The organism is Mucilaginibacter sp. SMC90 (assembly GCF_022811725.1).
Taxonomy (GTDB): domain Bacteria; phylum Bacteroidota; class Bacteroidia; order Sphingobacteriales; family Sphingobacteriaceae; genus Mucilaginibacter.
Genome location: NZ_CP094527.1, coordinates 5,118,214 through 5,133,471, shown reverse-complemented (window position 1 = coordinate 5,133,471; position 15,258 = coordinate 5,118,214). Strand labels below are relative to the sequence as shown.

Genomic DNA, 15,258 nt, shown 5'->3' with positions numbered 1-15,258 from the left:
GACTTTGATAGTATTTTTACACTTATTTAATAAGTATAAATTGGTATTTTATTGCATTTTATTTCTTGTGTGCTATTGTAGATATACAATAAATAAGGCCTTCTGCGTGCCTTAGCTTTTAGTCGCCTTGGTTTATATGGATTTTATGTAATATTCTGTTATACAGTATATTGTTATTTTTATTTGGATTTATTCTAAATAAGGTATTTCTTTGTAGCTGATTACTCACCCATTACCGCTATGAATTCGTTGCTTGAAGTAATACCTCCCCAGTTTTTCATCAAAGTAAGATGTCTGTGTTATTTCAGGCTGTTCACTCCTGATTTTACATACAAGGCCGATTCAAGCCATGCAGCTAATAATATCGGTAATAAAAAATACTGGTCGCCATCATTTACGGCCAATCCGCAGCCTTTACGTCAGTTAATTGCTTCGGCTTCATTTAAGTTTTAACCTTTATCACATGCCGGTTAGGGAGTAATTCCCGGCCGGCATTTTTTACCAATTATAACTGAATATTAATGTTTGATTGCACCTGCTATGCATGATCTTATCAACGAAATAAAGTTACGCCCTATATCCCAGGTTATTTTAAAATACCTGATAGATCATCGGGAACCGGTAGATGCTGAAACCATTTGGCTGGACGTAAAAGCTAATGGAGCCTCGTTTAGCATTGGATCCATTTACGGGCACTTAAAGCGGATGGAAGGTGCTGGCCTTGTAACCAAGGTGCCAAAGGTGAACAGGAAAGCATTATATCAATACATATCACCAAATGGTTAAGAAAGATAAGTGTATAAGTTATTAATGGCCAGTTTATTCAAGCTTATCGCATCTCAGAAAGCGCTTTCGCCTAAACGAAGAATAACCCTGTATAAAATGCGAGTTAATATCGATCTATCTCATCGCAATAAGATTATATTATGTCATCTACAATTGAGCGCCGATTTGTACTTTTATCCTGATGACCGCCGAAGAAGTAAATTACATTATTTCACATTATAGTGACTTGCTTAACCTGAATGAAAAACGAGCATTAAAGCATCATCGAAGTTCATTGAAGCTTCAGGATATGCCTGATGGTGAAATTAGAAGACAACTCTATCTGCGCAATAACTGGCTTACAGACGATCCGGAAATACTAAACTATCTGAGCGAAGGATATGTACAGTTTATTATTACAACAGCCGAAAATGTATTGAAAAATCATCCCGGCAAAATGTTTTTCAACCGCTGTAAAATATGCGGCAAACTTGCTCGTACACCTCTTGCTAATCAATGCAGATTTTGCGGTCACGACTGGCATTAAGTCCTTTACTCGCTATCCTCGTTTTTGATCCCTTTAAGCAGTGCATAAATAGCCATGGCATGCCCGTGTCCCAGCTCAAAATCATTTTTAAGCCAATTGGTAACATCTCCTGCCTTGGTTTCAGCCTTTAGTTTACCATCTTTTGTAAAACCTTTCTCCTCGGCTAATTGTCTGAAGTCGGCGGGGCCTTTACCTGTTTTCTCCTTTATTGTTTTTAAATATCCCTGGAATGACATGGTTACTCTGTTTTAGGTTAAATCAAATGTATTGAAAAATTATACCCCTTTCTTTTCCTTTACAGAATCAAGAATCTTTTTAGTTTCTTCGGGATAAATACCTATGTAGTGGCTTCTTACCATATAAGGCACTTTCATTTTGCTCTGTGCCGATTCGAGCCTGATCACATTTGATGCCTTGTTGGGCATGTGGCAGTCGATGCAATACGTTTTGATAGCACTGCCCATTTGCGGCGCGAGTTTACAAAAGTTATGTTCGGCTTCGCTATGGCAACTTAAACATTTTTGGGTGTACAGCGCCATGCTTTGGGGTTGGCTTACGTGTGGATTATGGCAATTGCCGCAATCCATTTTGCTCATGGTGTAGCATTTGCTGGCTATTAACAGGTCGTACTGGTTACCATGAACATCGGGCATGTTATTGCCAGGCGTAACGCGGGGCTGTGTACGGTCTTTTAACAAGATATCACCCATTTCAAACTCAAATGATGATCGCTGCGGAATGTTTTTATTCCCTGAATGACAAACCGCACAGGCATCCATTTTTTGTGTACGGGATAAGGATGCGTAGGTGGCAATATATTTGGCCTTTTTATCATCAGGGTTATCAGTATGGTAGTTAACGTGATTGGCAGCGGGACCATGGCAGCGCTCACAGTCGATACCATAAATAAGCGATGTTTTTTCAAATCCAAAATCTCCGGTCTGCGGCGAAAGTTCTTTTACGTACGAACTATGGCACTCTAAACACCTGCGCAAAATAGGGCGACCAAAATTCATATGATCAGGCATGTAGCCAGGGCTGTTAGCCCAGTTATGGATGGCAGCGAAATAAGATATGGGTAGTTCGTACAGCATTTTGCCTTTCCAATACATGTAAGTTTGTGCTTTTCCGTTGCCTATGGAAACATCAAATGGCCGAGCTTCTGTTTCTTTTCCGTTGATATAACCTACCTGGTAAATACTGTCATTACGCTTTTCCATTACTATCTTTTGCCCCATCCCAAACTCAAATGTATTTGAATCTTTTGCAAAGCTGCCCCTGATGTTATGGATATTGGCTATTTGCGATGTTTGAAAATGCGCGGTATGCAGGTATGATGTATAAACATCGCTATGGCATTTTTTACAACTTTCGGATCCTGCATAGATTTCCCCCCGCGGATCAGCATATGTTGAGGTATAACACTGAGTTAAAATGAAACTTAAAGGCACAAGAGCAATAAGAGCTAAAAAAGAATATCTTTTTTTGAGCATTGTTTACGGTTATATGGCTGGTTATAAATTGGTTGGATTTTGAGCTATCCTCGAAAAATCCAATTCCAAAATAAGTCAATATTTAGATAAAACAAATGCCCAAACAGGCAGTAGAGGTGATGTAGGGGATGGGGGACATGGGATTGCGGAATTGGGAATTCGATTTCGGATTTGTGGGATCAGGATTGCTCGTCTCTTAATTTGCGAATCTGTTCAAGGGCAATGATATCTATTTGATCTTTTGGTCGGTTTATGACCTTTTTATTTTCGATCAATTGATTGATATGTAAGAAGGGCACCTTCACTTTTTCAATTTCCGCAATTGACGCCATTTCCAGGCATTCATCGAAAGTATAACCTTCAAGGCCTTTCATATCAATTAATATGTCTAATTTGAGGCTGTTATTAAGTTGAAAATCCGTCCAGCCAGGAACAAATTGCATATATTCAATCATCGGGTAATCGCCCATGTTACAACTGATGAAAGTTTTTCTTAATTGTTGCCTGTTTTGCAGCGTATCTTTTATCCAGATGTCGAGATCGCCTGTAAAGCGCTGATATCCGTGCAGGTTGATCGCAAATCCACCAACCATAATATATTGAACGTTAAAGTCCTGAAGTGCTTTCCAGAAACTTAATATTTCTTCGTCGAATATATCCACAAATTATTTGCTGATAAAGGGTTTATGCACTATCGAAGCCTTCTTCATGGTTTGCTGGATTTTGTACAAGCGGGTAGCCATTTCAAAGCGTTCCTTATAGCTTCGTTTCAATGCTTCTTTCAGAAGTTCTATTTCAGCTTCGCTGAGTGTCTGCTTGTTTTTCTCCATACCGTAGCTAATCAAATTTATAAAAAATATGCTGCATGATGAAATTTGAATAGCCGCGAGGTTTGATCAAATCTGCGAATATGCTGTTGGCACCAGCATGGTTGATGTTATTTTGTTAACCAGCAGCGCATCGGCATATTCGGGCACGGCGCTGATCTTTTTCCACTCCGGGTCGCTGCCGAAAGCTTTCCAATGGGAACTTTTGGCTTCAAGATCATCGAAAGTGATCATGTACGTTAGGTTAGGCCTTTGTGAACCGATCACGGTTTCGCCCCAAAAAACAGGCTTAAAGCCAAGGCGCTTAAATACATCTATTTCGCCCTGGTCATTAAACATTTCAATTTTCTTTTTACCTGCCGCTTCTGTTGCACTTTGATATTGCCTGAGTTCAAAGATCCGGCTCTTGTTTTCAGGGGCTTCCAGGTGGGGCATGTGTACAAACGCTTTGAGCAGTGAACTTTCAATACGCTCATAAGCCGGCGATTCGGCGGATGCATTGAGATAAGCGCTGCCTTTTGCCTGCAGCTCGGGGTTAGCTTCAAAGCTATCGGTCACGGTGCTGAAATGGGCAAGACTGTTATATTGTATCAATACAAAAAGCCTGGTTTGACCTTCGGGCTTCATTTCGATAAACACACCTACATGTTTTACACCTAAATGGTTGAGTGCAGGTATTGCAGTGTCTTTCAAGAAATCTTCTACCAGTTTTTGTTGCTCCTGATTTTTAAGGTTATATGTCCTTAGTTCATAATATTCAGTGGCTTTGGATGCAATTTCTGTTGCTTTGCTCATAGCGGGTAAAACAGTTGCGGTAACACCGGTTAAAAGGGTTGATTTAACAAAAGAGCGCCTTTTCATAGCAGGTTTTAATTGTTTGGCTAAGATAGGTTTTTCGGGTAAAATGCAGCACCATGTTTGATGTTTTCGAACACGGATGCATCATCTGAATGTAATACAACCGTACCTGGTTTTGGTTGGGCAGCAAATTTATCTAATTTGGCATGATACGTTTTGCAGATCATTTTACTATGGACCAGCTACTACTTCCCGCTTCAAGTTTTGAATTTCTGAAACAACTAAAACAAAACAATAACCGCGAATGGTTTGCGCAAAATAAAGAAGTATACCAGCAACAGCTTGACCAGGTGGAGGCCTTTACAGCCGGATTATTAAATATGGTAAACACTCACGATGTTATCGAAACACCGTCAGCAAAAAAAGCTTTGCACCGTATTTACCGTGATATCCGATTTTCGAAAGATAAAACACCCTTTAAAACTAACTGGAGTGGCAACTTTAAGAGGGCGGGAAAGCATCGCCGGGGTGGTTATTATTTTCATTTGGAGCCGGGTAATACATTTGTAGGAGGGGGCTTTTGGGCTCCTGACACGCCCGATCTTAAACGTATCCGTGATGATATTGCTTTTGATGCAACACCTTTGCAGCAAATTATAGCCAGTAAGGAATTTAAAACGGTATTTGGTGTTTTGGAAGGCGAACAGTTGAAAACTACACCTAAAGGTTACGATGCAGATCATGAAGCAATTGACCTGTTACGTTACAAACAATTTTTAGTGCGGCGCCGCTTTACAGATACTGAAGCTTTGAACGCAGATTTCATAAGCAAAGCTTCAGACACGTTTAAAAGTATGCGCCCGTTTTTTGATTATATGAGCGATGTGCTTACCGCAAATGTAAATGGAGAGGAAGATTGAAAGTGATTCATAACTTTGATCAGATACACTCATCACATCAATTTTCTGTTAAAAAGCATGATCAAATTACCTCAACAAAATGCATGTGATGTGCCACTGTATTTTTGATACGATTTTTTTTAATTAAATAATCCGCCGCAGATTATTAATGCCCGGTTGTGCCATCATTAGCCTCTGTAATTTTACTGAGGTTATAATGCATTTGCCCGTTATGTTCTTCGCCCTTAAGTAGCCCTTTATCAAACAGATTGGCAAAGGTGGATTTAACTAAGGCAGTAACCTGCTCGTTGACAAGGCCTGGCTGCAGCGTATCCATCTCCTTTAAAATATCCTTTATCGTACCCTGGCCAATTTGCGCCAAAGCGTATATGGCTTTATTTTGTTGGGTATCCTGAAGGTCAAAATGTGAAGGGATGTGCAGCGGTTTATATTCTTCCCTGAATTCTTCGTCGCTTAATGTCATAGTAGTACAGTTTGTGTTTAATTAAACAAAAGTTATTAAAGTTTGTGTGATATTTTTTGCTTAGGCCCAAAACAATAAACGCGGACTTGCGGTCCGCGTTCTGTCGTTTTATAAAAAAAATAGTTCTTAAACTGTTGAAGGGTTTCTGATAATGCCCAGTAAAAATGAAATTACGGCAATTACCAACAATGCATGTATTAAACCTGTTGCCGAATAAGCAAACACACTGATCGCCCATCCTATAATGAGGATAACTGCGATGATATACAATAATGATCTCATGGTTTGATGTTTTAGTTTGTTATGTATATCACTTTAAAAATCATGCCATAAATCAACCTTTATTGAAAAATATTATTTATACTGATATTAAATTAATTTTATGGAAAAAGTGTTTGTGGCATTGCTCTTGCTTTAAATTATAAATACACCTGCCACTATGAAGCCGTTCTTTATAACCACAGCTAATCACTTATCGCTCATTATTTTGCCGGATAGTGATGCACACGCCGATGGGCATCCGGTGCTAACCTATACCTATAGCATTTACCGGCACAATGCTTCGGTTTTGAACCGGCTTAATCAACCCGAAAAGCTTTTGCAGCTTAGTAAGAAAGATAATCGCGATTACCTTGGATATATTACGTTTGAACAGCCAGGGAAGATATTTAGTTATTTTGCCGATGGCGTGGATGAGTTGACATCGGATGAGGTTTTGGATGTGATTGACGAGATCAATCATTTCAGGGACACGCCTCAATTGTGGATGATTTAACCGCCATTTGATAAATAAAGGCGCGAAACTGCTAAGAAATATCTTGCGGTTTCGCGCCGTTGCATAAAATTGGATATCAATAATTTACTTTGTCGGCGGTATCAGCTGCATAAAGGTTACAATACTACTTGCTTCGTATGATTGAATATCACCGGCAGGAGTGCCAACAGCATAATTACGGTAAGTTAAATTGCGGCCATCACGATTTTTCCAGCCGGTATTAACGTTAGTTTGGATCCAATTCAGGTATTGGCTTTGACCGCCGTCATTAATGAGTTGTACTATATACTGGGCAAAAATAGCCTTCAATACACCCTGTTCATTAAAATCGCCTTCTGCAGGAAGAATACCGTTGGTACATAGGTTATCTTTTACATAATCGGCATACAATTTGGCATCGTTAAGGTAAGCTATATCATTAGTTTGTTTATATAGTGCCATGGCCGCGCCAATAGCGGTTCCTGAATTATAGGTATAGTCCTGGCCGCCGGCAGGATTGCTGCCAATTTTGTTATCATTTACTTTGCCAGACGCATCAACCAGGTTAGTTTTTGACCATGAATAGATCGATTTAGCTTTATCAAGATATGAAGCATCCTTTGTAATACTGTATAATTTCATAGCAGCTATAACAGTAGGGAAGTTGATACATGAATTTTTACCGCTGTGCTGAAAATCCCAGAACATGCCGCCATTTGTAGCATCATATGATCCTTTCCATACTCTGTCGAACCCATCTTTTGCTTTGTCGAGATAAGTAGCGTTACCGGTAAGCTGGTTGGCGCGTGCCAGTGCAATTACCCACCACATCATATCGTCATAAATAAACCAAACAGTGGTATTGTTCCAATTGTAACCATCGTAATGATTGAAATTGCCCTGGTATATATCGCCAATGCGGGTGAGTTGTGCCGGGGCTTTGGTACGTTCGTAAACGTTCATGGCCATATCCCAGTAAATGGCCTGTGTCCAGATGGCGGCTACACCATCCTTTTTGGTTGTACTGAAGTATAGTTTATTATTTGAATCGTAAAAGGCGTTATTAAACGCCGTATAAGCAAGATCGGCATCGGCGCTGCTAAAACCAGCCTTATTATCGGTAGGTGTGGTACCTGTATCTGGTTTTGAAATAGCAGGTGTAACCTCCTTACCCTTACTGCAGCTTGCAGTAGTAATAAATAAGCCCAGCGTTAAAAAGTAGATTGTTCTTTTCATGGTTATAAATGGTAGTTGATAAATGGCTTGCAATGGCTGTTAGTGTAATAAGGTGGTTTTAATTACTGCTTATGGTTTAGCGGTGGCAATTATAGCCTAAAAAATGGCTGCTAACTAAGGTTTAAGGCACAAAAAATCGTTAACCCAATTTTTAACCGCCTTTTTAACCGGGGATGATTGATCTGCAGCGGGAACTTGTATTACCGGGGCCCCCTGGCCGCAACGGGGCCAGTAATCTAAGAAATGAATAGCTAAGAATTTAGAGCCCTTCTCTCTGATGAGGGAAGCGAGGAGTATATTCAAGGTTGGGATAAAGCATGCGGACTTAACCTTGCGCAGGTTTGCGTTTAGCGGCAGGTGATTTACTTTCTTTTTTCTCCGGTAAGGGTTCGGGAGCAGCAATTGGCGATTGGTGGGGTTTGCGTCCGTGTACCAGTCGCTCATGCATAAAGTGTGTTAGCTTATGATGAAAAGGTACCAGTACCGAGGCCAGGCATACCAGGATCACCAATTCAAGTACAGGTAAATGGTTACTGATGCGCTGCACAAACGGATGGATAAACAGGGTAAGAAATTCAAAGGCCAGCAAAAGCGCCAACACGCTCATAAACTCAATTACCTTGCGATGGGTGCGGCTTTTGCTTAGCAGCAATATTATCAGAAAAAAGGTAGGTATGAACACGGCAATACCAACCAGTTGCAGGTTTACTATGCGCACTTCTTCTTCACGATGCTTTTCTTCGGCAATTTCTTCCTGCCGGGCCGCTTCGTTAAAGCTCAGGGTTTGGATCTGCTTAATTTTCTCAGCATTGAACATGCTGTCTTTGGCGGCGATGGAGATTTTCAGATACTGCAGTTCAAGGTGATCGTTTTTGCCATGGTATGCACTCGTAAGCAGGTTGCTGGCATGAAAAATTCCTTCGGGGTATAATGCCGCCCTGGCAGCATTAAGGGCCAGTGTTGCATAATAGATACTTGAATCGGCTACGCCCGTTTGTTTATAAAGTTGTGCTATACTGTTGTAACTATCGGCAAGGCTGTTTTTATCGTTTATTTTGGTGGCAAAATTTACACTTACACGGTAGTAATCAAGCGCAAGCGCAGTGTGCCCCATCTTATAATTAATATCGCCTAAAATGGATAAGGTATTTGGCATTGTAGCCGTATCTTTAAGGTTTTGCTTTATGGCGTAAGCCTGCATCTCATAATTTAATGCCGAATCGACCTTGTTGAGTTTAATGTAACAATTGCCGATGTTTGCCAGAATTATTCCAAGCCGTGTTGTTTCGTGCAGCTCTTCGGCCACAGCTTTTGCCTTAAAATGGTAAGATAGAGCTTTTACATTGTCCATCTGGTCGGAGTAAACAATGCCTATATCGCTTAAGCTTTTTAAAATGCCAAGGCGGTCGTTAATTTCTTCACGTATTTTTAAGGAGTTTAATAAAAAAGACAAGGCCTGGTCATACTTTCCGTTTTTCCACAAAACTACGCCGAGCCTGTTCATACAGTCGGCCTCACCTTTTTTGAACGAAAGCTTGCGGGCCAGCTCAAGCCCTCGTTGCGCATACATAAGTGCGCTATCAGGCCGGGTGGTCTGCAATTGTAAACTTAGCTGACGTAAAGGCTCAACACCTGCTGTATCATTTTTATGGCTGGCTGCTTGTGATCTTAATTGATTTAATATGTTTTTTTGAGCGTAGGTATTCATGGCGATGCCTGTTAAAAAGCATACGCAAACCATTCCCTTTAGTAGTTGGTTCAGCATAAATTAAAAAATAAAACAAACCCCGTTTTAAGGCAGGGGCAAATGCACAGGGTAATGGTATTGGCCAGGTAAATAGGGTCTTAACTATCCATTGAAGGTTCTTCGGTTGCGTCGTCCGGCTCAGGCGAGCCTGCAAAACCGTCTGCCCCCTCGTTTTCTGGCTCAAGACCTGTTTCATCATCAGCAAATTTACCCATTGAGGTGTTTTTGTCCCTAAAACCCATGGATGTGTTTTTGTCGAATGCTTTAGTTGATGCGCTCATGGCTTTAATGTTTAAAATGGATTTGAGTTCAGCTAATTGTTACAAGTGAAGGTATATAAATATACACTTATATTTTGTTGATAGTCAAATTTTTATGAATTATGTAAAGCGGATGTGAAGTGATTTTGGACAGCACTGCAGCCGGGCAAATGAGCGGAGTTATTGCTATTTAAATTAAATGATTACAAAACAGGGGTACATACATGATATATTTCATGTTTTTGCCTACGGACCGGTTTATTAATAATTCAGATTATAATCAAAAATAAAAGGGTGGGCAGGGGTAGGCTTGGTTGTTAAATGGATATGGCTGATCCTGGTTTCGGTCATATCCAATTCATACTCCCAACCCGCGTGATCAAGTTTATCGCTGCTGTAGTATAGCCGCATAGACAAAGGTATCCTGCCCAGTTGTGCCAGTACCAGGGCGTGCATGTTAAAATCAAAGAAATAATTAAGCGCCTGGGCGTTAAATTCAAGTTTATCTGTAAACTTTGTGAAGGTTACGTAGGTGTTATTTAAGCTATCCTGATTGGTGTAAGTGACAGATTTTGCGAGCAAGCCCTGCGCATCATACTCATACGTGGTGTTGTAATGAACGTTTTGAGGTGGCAAGCCAATGTTGGGATAATGCCTGTCCATCAGTACAATCCTGCCCTGGGCATCGTAGGTAAAAGTATCGGTATGTTCAATTTCTGTGTTGGGTACTTTGGTACCTATGGGCAGGAACGCGTATTTGTTAATATGATCAATGTACGTTACCCTTCCCTGGGCATTGTAATGGTAGTTTTCGGTATACTGGTAATTTTGCCCGTCGTCAAATACTTCGGACATTATTCGATTGCCGTCATAGGTAAAATCTACATTTGTTTTTGCAGGAAACTGGTAGGCGATATGGCTGATATGGGTTAGCCGCTTTTGGGCATCGTAGGTATAAAATATTGTATCGCTCTTGTACCAGCTTTCAAGACCAGTTTGGTAAAGCTGTGTCAAACTAAATACTTTGGGTGTAACAGGAGGATCTGGCACTTTAACCGGTTTGTCCTTTTTGCAGGCGGTAAAAGTGGCCACGAGTAATATGATAATAAAATACTTGAAGGTAGATTTCATCTACCTAAAGATAAGTGTGTTAGCTTGTGGATTTGCTGTTCGTTTTAGTCATTTGGGATAGAGATTAGCATTATGCCTGTTTATGCCCATTAAGGAAATGTGTTACGCCGGCTTCGGCATATATACCATGGTTTTTATGCCAGTCGGTTATCTCTGCCGGATCAACAAATTTAATTTCGAGACTTTCTATCGATGTTTCGATATTGCCGCTGATGTATTTGCATAAATACAGCACTACTACCGAGCTATGGGGCTGCTCAAACTGACCGGCCGAAACGGAAAAAAACTTGATGATCTCAACAGGTTCAACAACCAGCCTGGCTTCTTCCCAAAATTCGCGTTTCATGGCTGTTTCCGGGTCTTCGCCAACATCAACCCAGCCGCCGGGCAATCCCCATAAAAGGTCATCACTGCGGTGCTCAACCAATAAGCGGCCTTGCTCATCAAACAAAATGCCGTTAACACCCACTTTCGGTGTCGCGTATCCCAGGTCTTTATTAAACCGTTCTTTTAAAACTTCAGTCTGCAGACCGGTAAATTCGCTATATTCCTGGGTGGCTATATCAAGCAGCTTTTGGTAACGTTCCAGGTCGAAAGGACTTTTGGTGTACCTGATGCCGGTTTGCGCGAGGGCGTAGATGTTTTCAAGCAGATCGATATAATTCTTTTTCATACGGTGTGTGCAATATAGCTAACGGCTTATATAACCGGGATAAAGAAATTATAAAATCATTGCGGAAAGGTATGGCGAGTACGAAGATTTAATGTTTTAAGCTATCTGTCGCATTCACCCTATCATTTGTCGCATACGCACCGCAGGCGTTATTGCCTTATTGATGAGATTTGTATCATACAAAAACAAATTTTAAACTAAACTATAACAGGAGATAAAATTGTATGAGAAAGATCATTGTTTTAACATTTATAACATTAGATGGCGTAATGCAGGCACCAGGCGGCCCGGAAGAAGATTTATCGAACGGTTTTAAATATGGCGGCTGGTCTGCGCCTTATGGAGAGGAAGTTTCAGGCAAGATCATGCAGAAACAAATGGAAGCTACAGACATTTTGCTGGGCAGAAAAACCTACGATATTTTTGCTTCATACTGGCCCCAACATGCAGATTATTGGCCGGGTATCAATGATGTTAGAAAGTACGTGCTCTCCAATACCATTAAAAAGTCTGGCTGGAATAATACAGAATTTCTTACAAGCGTGGCGGATATTGAAAAACTCAAAAACTCGGAAGGCGGCGACATCAAAGTTTGGGGTAGTGGCGAACTGGTTCAACTGCTGCTGAAATACGACTTGGTAGACGAGCTCTGGCTGAAAACTTACCCGGTACTGCTTGGTAAAGGAAAAAAACTGTTTAGCGATGAAACAACTCCCGCAGCTTTTGAATTAACAGAAAGCGCCGTTACGCCAGATGGGGTGATCTTTGCCAATTATAAACGGGCAGGTGAAGTGAAGACCGGTACTATTGGGGCTTAAAGCTTCTAACTGCTTTTCCCGGTAATCAACAATTATTCGCCAAAAAGGATCCGGGTCATTTCCGCATAGTTGTTCAGGAAGTGTTTGGTAACCATGTAGTGCTCCGTTTCTTCGTAGCGCACTTGTTTAATGCCCGAATCATCCAGTTGGTAAATGGTAGCGCCCGGGTAGGCCAATAAAATAGGGGAATGGGTAGCAATTATAAATTGCGAATTTTCATTCACCAATGTATTGATGAGCGAGAGTGCTGCCATTTGCCGGTTTGGCGATAATGCGGCCTCGGGCTCATCAAATATATACAACCCGTTGCCGGTTAGCCTGTTGGTTAGCGTTGCCATGAATGATTCTCCATGCGAGCATTCATGGAGAGATCTTATACCGTATTGCCTTTCAAACGTATCCCGGTCTTTTTCGCTTTCATAAGCATTTTCCATATAGGTAGCCAGGTTGTAATAACTTTCGGCGCGCAGAAAGAAATAATCGGTCGGCTTTTTGAAGCTTTTGATGCCGGTTAAATAGTTGAAAAGCTGCGATGAATTATTGTGTGTTTGAAATTGTGTATTTTTTGAGCCGCCCTCGGTACTGAAACCCATCTGTAAAGCAATAGCCTCTATCAGTGTTGACTTTCCCGAACCGTTTTCGCCGATTATAAACGTAACATCGGGGTGAAACTTTAATGAGTTTAAACTCCTGATAGCCGGGATCTGAAATGGATAGGTATCGAAAGATGGTACCATCTCACGTTTCAGCTGGATCTCTTTGAGAAAAGGTTTGGCTTGCATGGTAGGGTAAAGATAGGGAGTGTTGTATGTAAATCGTTTGTATATGTGAAAGGAGCGAGGATTCTATTCTCGAATCATAGCTGCATATGGGTGTAAGATTAAAAAATACGGTGAAAACACTGATTGTTTTTTCAATATTTTAATATAACCTTACGAACGCCTATGTAAAAATATAATTAATTATTATTTTTACTAAATAAGTTAGTATTTTAGCCTTGAAACCAAACACAATCAATCAGTTCGGAGGTAACTGGACGGAAGCAAAAATGGAAATAGTTGTTAATTATGCAAAAGCATACTTAACAATAATGAATAAGCAATCTTGGGTCAAAACTTTATATTTTGATGGTTTCGCTGGATCTGGTTTAATTGGGGCCAATGAAGATGCCGAAGCTATAAAAGGTACGGCTTTACGGGTACTTGATATAGATAATCCTAAACCTTTTGATATGTATTATTTTGTGGAGAAGGATAAAAAGAATAAGGAAGCACTTGAAACCCTAATTAATATTGATTATACTCACAAGAAAAACAAGGCACATGTAGTTCAAGAGGACTGCAATGTAAAATTAAACGATATGGCTAGTTTTCTTAAAAGGAATCGGGCATTTCGGGCTCTTGCGTTTATTGATCCTTATGGGATGACCGTTAATTGGAAGTCAATTGAAAACCTTAAAGATTTAGGCATAGACTTGTGGATTTTAGTTCCTACAGGTCTTGGGGTAAATAGATTATTGAAAAATGATAAAAAAATTCCCGAAGCTTGGCTTTTGAAATTAGAAAGTTTCCTCGGTCTATCGAGAGATGAAATATTATCAAGATTTTATTCGCAAAAAACAATAAACACATTGTTTGGTGATGAAACGTTAGTAAATAAAGAGGTCGAAATAATACAAAAAATAGGAAATTTATATACCGAAAGATTAAAGACTATCTTTGGATTTGTTTCTGAATCTTTTGTAATGCGTAATAGTACAAATTCGATTATGTACCATTTTATGATGGCTACTAATAATAAAACGGCATTGAAGTTAGCAAACGATATTGTTAAACCAAAGTACAAGTTATAATGGCACAATCAAATATTGAATGGACAGAGTTAACATGGAACCCTGTTACAGGTTGTAATAAAATTAGCCCTGGGTGTAAATTTTGTTATGCAGAGGTTATGACAAGGCGCTTGAAAGCCATGGGGATAGATAAATATAAAGATGGTTTTAATATTCGGACCCATTCAGATGCACTAAGTATTCCTTTTACTTGGAAAAAATCAAAAATTGTATTTGTTAATTCAATGAGCGATTTATTCCATCCTGAAGTTCCTGTAGATTTTATCAAGGCTGTATTTTCTGTGATGAACAGTACTCCTCAACACATTTATCAAGTTCTGACGAAGCGGTCGGAAAGACTACTCGAACTTTCAAATGAACTAAACTGGACAGAGAATATTTGGATGGGTGTGTCTGTTGAAAGTGAAGAATACACTTACAGAATAGATGAGTTATCTAAGACTGATGCAAGAACAAAGTTTTTATCTATTGAGCCGTTAATCGCCCCAGTAAGAACAATGGACTTGAAAAAAATAGATTGGGTAATTGTAGGTGGTGAGTCTGGTCATAAAGCACGACCAATAAAAAAAGAGTGGATTGATGCTATAAAAGTAATTTGTAATAAAGAAGGTGTCGCATTTTTCTTTAAGCAATGGGGGAAACCTCAGTTTAATATAAATCCTGGCGACCCGACAATATTATCTGATCACCCACAACATGCTAAAGGTGGGTGTCAGCTTGACGGTAAGATTTACAGAGAAATGCCGCACAAGGCTGCTTGATAATAAAAGAGCTTATATTTTTATATTTATTAATTCCTGTAGTCTCATGACTACAGGAATAGACTCAGTCCTTCGGCCCCGGCTCCCGCAAGCGTCCTCGCTTGTAGTCTACATGCAAAGTGAGCAAACATTGCTTTTCAGGAGAATAGCCTAAACGCGGGCCACAAGCGAGGACGCTTGCGGCAGCATTGAGATTTTCGACTTAAAACTTCC

The 15,258-nt window shown here is 40.1% G+C and carries 21 protein-coding genes; 8 read left to right on the top strand and 13 right to left on the bottom strand.

Going from position 1 to position 15,258, the window contains the following annotated elements; genetic code table 11:
• Positions 1-240: 240 nt before the first annotated feature.
• The 3 genes from MTO98_RS21555 (at position 241) to MTO98_RS21545 (ending at position 1,312) form a co-directional block, all read left to right on the top strand.
• Entirely contained in the window at positions 241-453 is a 213-nt protein-coding gene (locus MTO98_RS21555) for a hypothetical protein (protein ID WP_243481050.1), read from the top strand.
• Between the two features lie 87 nt (positions 454-540).
• Positions 541-786 carry a winged-helix domain-containing protein gene (locus tag MTO98_RS21550; protein WP_243481049.1) on the top strand — a complete coding sequence of 82 codons (246 nt, stop codon included), beginning with the start codon at positions 541-543 and terminating at the stop codon, positions 784-786.
• Positions 787-967: 181 nt separating this feature from the next.
• Positions 968-1,312 carry a hypothetical protein gene (locus tag MTO98_RS21545; RefSeq protein ID WP_243481048.1) on the top strand — a complete coding sequence of 115 codons (345 nt, stop codon included), beginning with the start codon at positions 968-970 and terminating at the stop codon, positions 1,310-1,312.
• Between the two features lie 5 nt (positions 1,313-1,317).
• Here MTO98_RS21545 and MTO98_RS21540 read toward each other — a convergent pair whose 3' ends face one another.
• From MTO98_RS21540 to MTO98_RS21520, 5 genes are all read right to left on the bottom strand, one after another.
• Positions 1,318-1,548: a DUF4287 domain-containing protein gene (locus MTO98_RS21540; RefSeq protein ID WP_243481047.1), complete on the bottom strand. Its 231-nt coding sequence runs from the start codon at positions 1,546-1,548 to the stop codon at positions 1,318-1,320.
• Between the two features lie 39 nt (positions 1,549-1,587).
• On the bottom strand, positions 1,588-2,805 hold the full coding sequence (locus MTO98_RS21535; RefSeq protein ID WP_243481046.1) for a multiheme c-type cytochrome: 1,218 nt from the start codon (positions 2,803-2,805) through the stop codon (positions 1,588-1,590).
• 179 nt (positions 2,806-2,984) lie between these two features.
• Positions 2,985-3,467 carry a hypothetical protein gene (locus MTO98_RS21530; protein ID WP_243481045.1) on the bottom strand — a complete coding sequence of 161 codons (483 nt, stop codon included), beginning with the start codon at positions 3,465-3,467 and terminating at the stop codon, positions 2,985-2,987.
• Between the two features lie 3 nt (positions 3,468-3,470).
• Complete coding sequence (locus MTO98_RS21525; protein WP_243481044.1) at positions 3,471-3,635, bottom strand: hypothetical protein; 165 nt, start codon at positions 3,633-3,635, stop codon at positions 3,471-3,473.
• A 66-nt stretch (positions 3,636-3,701) separates the two neighbouring features.
• Positions 3,702-4,493: an NIPSNAP family protein gene (locus MTO98_RS21520; protein ID WP_243481043.1), complete on the bottom strand. Its 792-nt coding sequence runs from the start codon at positions 4,491-4,493 to the stop codon at positions 3,702-3,704.
• A gap of 143 nt (positions 4,494-4,636) precedes the next feature.
• Between MTO98_RS21520 and MTO98_RS21515 the strand changes: the two genes are divergently transcribed.
• Positions 4,637-5,350: a DUF2461 domain-containing protein gene (locus tag MTO98_RS21515; RefSeq protein WP_243481042.1), complete on the top strand. Its 714-nt coding sequence runs from the start codon at positions 4,637-4,639 to the stop codon at positions 5,348-5,350.
• 145 nt (positions 5,351-5,495) lie between these two features.
• Here the strand turns inward: MTO98_RS21515 and MTO98_RS21510 are convergent, their stop codons facing one another.
• Complete coding sequence (locus tag MTO98_RS21510; RefSeq protein ID WP_243481041.1) at positions 5,496-5,813, bottom strand: hypothetical protein; 318 nt, start codon at positions 5,811-5,813, stop codon at positions 5,496-5,498.
• 126 nt (positions 5,814-5,939) lie between these two features.
• Positions 5,940-6,095, bottom strand: coding sequence for a lmo0937 family membrane protein (locus MTO98_RS21505; RefSeq protein WP_114937125.1), 156 nt, complete (start codon positions 6,093-6,095; stop codon positions 5,940-5,942).
• Positions 6,096-6,252: 157 nt separating this feature from the next.
• Between MTO98_RS21505 and MTO98_RS21500 the strand changes: the two genes are divergently transcribed.
• The gene (locus MTO98_RS21500) at positions 6,253-6,588 is read left to right on the top strand and encodes a hypothetical protein (protein ID WP_243481040.1); all 336 of its coding nucleotides are present in this window, start codon (positions 6,253-6,255) and stop codon (positions 6,586-6,588) included.
• 84 nt (positions 6,589-6,672) lie between these two features.
• On the opposite strand, the gene MTO98_RS21495 is transcribed toward MTO98_RS21500, so the two are convergent.
• The 5 genes from MTO98_RS21495 to MTO98_RS21475 all read right to left on the bottom strand — a co-directional run bounded on the left by MTO98_RS21495 (position 6,673) and on the right by MTO98_RS21475 (position 11,614).
• A complete protein-coding gene (locus tag MTO98_RS21495) occupies positions 6,673-7,803 on the bottom strand; it encodes a glycoside hydrolase family 76 protein (protein ID WP_243481039.1) in 1,131 nt (376 codons plus the stop codon).
• 325 nt (positions 7,804-8,128) lie between these two features.
• On the bottom strand, positions 8,129-9,568 hold the full coding sequence (locus MTO98_RS21490) for a tetratricopeptide repeat protein (RefSeq protein WP_243481038.1): 1,440 nt from the start codon (positions 9,566-9,568) through the stop codon (positions 8,129-8,131).
• 80 nt (positions 9,569-9,648) lie between these two features.
• A complete protein-coding gene (locus MTO98_RS21485) occupies positions 9,649-9,831 on the bottom strand; it encodes a hypothetical protein (RefSeq protein ID WP_243481037.1) in 183 nt (60 codons plus the stop codon).
• Positions 9,832-10,071: 240 nt separating this feature from the next.
• Positions 10,072-10,941 (bottom strand): hypothetical protein, encoded by an 870-nt coding sequence (locus tag MTO98_RS21480; protein WP_243481036.1) that lies wholly within the window; start codon positions 10,939-10,941, stop codon positions 10,072-10,074.
• A 70-nt stretch (positions 10,942-11,011) separates the two neighbouring features.
• Positions 11,012-11,614, bottom strand: a complete 603-nt coding sequence (locus MTO98_RS21475; protein ID WP_243481035.1) for an NUDIX hydrolase N-terminal domain-containing protein — start codon at positions 11,612-11,614, stop codon at positions 11,012-11,014.
• Between the two features lie 224 nt (positions 11,615-11,838).
• Between MTO98_RS21475 and MTO98_RS21470 the strand changes: the two genes are divergently transcribed.
• Complete coding sequence (locus tag MTO98_RS21470) at positions 11,839-12,432, top strand: dihydrofolate reductase family protein (protein WP_243481034.1); 594 nt, start codon at positions 11,839-11,841, stop codon at positions 12,430-12,432.
• A gap of 32 nt (positions 12,433-12,464) precedes the next feature.
• Here MTO98_RS21470 and MTO98_RS21465 read toward each other — a convergent pair whose 3' ends face one another.
• Positions 12,465-13,214: an AAA family ATPase gene (locus MTO98_RS21465; protein ID WP_243481033.1), complete on the bottom strand. Its 750-nt coding sequence runs from the start codon at positions 13,212-13,214 to the stop codon at positions 12,465-12,467.
• Positions 13,215-13,429: 215 nt separating this feature from the next.
• Between MTO98_RS21465 and tcmP the strand changes: the two genes are divergently transcribed.
• Entirely contained in the window at positions 13,430-14,284 is an 855-nt protein-coding gene (gene tcmP, locus MTO98_RS21460; protein ID WP_243481032.1) for a three-Cys-motif partner protein TcmP, read from the top strand.
• Entirely contained in the window at positions 14,284-15,045 is a 762-nt protein-coding gene (locus MTO98_RS21455) for a DUF5131 family protein (protein WP_243481031.1), read from the top strand. Before tcmP ends, MTO98_RS21455 begins: the two co-directional genes overlap by 1 nt.
• Positions 15,046-15,258 lie beyond the last annotated feature (213 nt).

What these genes read in the sequence shown, in the direction of transcription:
- MTO98_RS21485 (WP_243481037.1), bottom strand. Translation starts at nt 9,831, where the DNA reads ATGAGCGCATCAACTAAAGCATTCGACAAAAACACATCCATGGGTTTT.
- MTO98_RS21525 (WP_243481044.1), bottom strand. Translation starts at nt 3,635, where the DNA reads ATGGAGAAAAACAAGCAGACACTCAGCGAAGCTGAAATAGAACTTCTG.
- MTO98_RS21505 (WP_114937125.1), bottom strand. Translation starts at nt 6,095, where the DNA reads ATGAGATCATTATTGTATATCATCGCAGTTATCCTCATTATAGGATGG.
- MTO98_RS21545 (WP_243481048.1), top strand. Translation starts at nt 968, where the DNA reads ATGACCGCCGAAGAAGTAAATTACATTATTTCACATTATAGTGACTTG.
- MTO98_RS21515 (WP_243481042.1), top strand. Translation starts at nt 4,637, where the DNA reads ATGATACGTTTTGCAGATCATTTTACTATGGACCAGCTACTACTTCCC.
- MTO98_RS21480 (WP_243481036.1), bottom strand. Translation starts at nt 10,941, where the DNA reads ATGAAATCTACCTTCAAGTATTTTATTATCATATTACTCGTGGCCACT.
- MTO98_RS21470 (WP_243481034.1), top strand. Translation starts at nt 11,839, where the DNA reads ATGAGAAAGATCATTGTTTTAACATTTATAACATTAGATGGCGTAATG.
- MTO98_RS21455 (WP_243481031.1), top strand. Translation starts at nt 14,284, where the DNA reads ATGGCACAATCAAATATTGAATGGACAGAGTTAACATGGAACCCTGTT.
- MTO98_RS21490 (WP_243481038.1), bottom strand. Translation starts at nt 9,568, where the DNA reads ATGCTGAACCAACTACTAAAGGGAATGGTTTGCGTATGCTTTTTAACA.
- MTO98_RS21535 (WP_243481046.1), bottom strand. Translation starts at nt 2,805, where the DNA reads ATGCTCAAAAAAAGATATTCTTTTTTAGCTCTTATTGCTCTTGTGCCT.
- MTO98_RS21500 (WP_243481040.1), top strand. Translation starts at nt 6,253, where the DNA reads ATGAAGCCGTTCTTTATAACCACAGCTAATCACTTATCGCTCATTATT.
- MTO98_RS21550 (WP_243481049.1), top strand. Translation starts at nt 541, where the DNA reads ATGCATGATCTTATCAACGAAATAAAGTTACGCCCTATATCCCAGGTT.
- MTO98_RS21495 (WP_243481039.1), bottom strand. Translation starts at nt 7,803, where the DNA reads ATGAAAAGAACAATCTACTTTTTAACGCTGGGCTTATTTATTACTACT.
- MTO98_RS21510 (WP_243481041.1), bottom strand. Translation starts at nt 5,813, where the DNA reads ATGACATTAAGCGACGAAGAATTCAGGGAAGAATATAAACCGCTGCAC.
- MTO98_RS21475 (WP_243481035.1), bottom strand. Translation starts at nt 11,614, where the DNA reads ATGAAAAAGAATTATATCGATCTGCTTGAAAACATCTACGCCCTCGCG.
- MTO98_RS21520 (WP_243481043.1), bottom strand. Translation starts at nt 4,493, where the DNA reads ATGAAAAGGCGCTCTTTTGTTAAATCAACCCTTTTAACCGGTGTTACC.
- MTO98_RS21555 (WP_243481050.1), top strand. Translation starts at nt 241, where the DNA reads ATGAATTCGTTGCTTGAAGTAATACCTCCCCAGTTTTTCATCAAAGTA.
- MTO98_RS21465 (WP_243481033.1), bottom strand. Translation starts at nt 13,214, where the DNA reads ATGCAAGCCAAACCTTTTCTCAAAGAGATCCAGCTGAAACGTGAGATG.
- MTO98_RS21540 (WP_243481047.1), bottom strand. Translation starts at nt 1,548, where the DNA reads ATGTCATTCCAGGGATATTTAAAAACAATAAAGGAGAAAACAGGTAAA.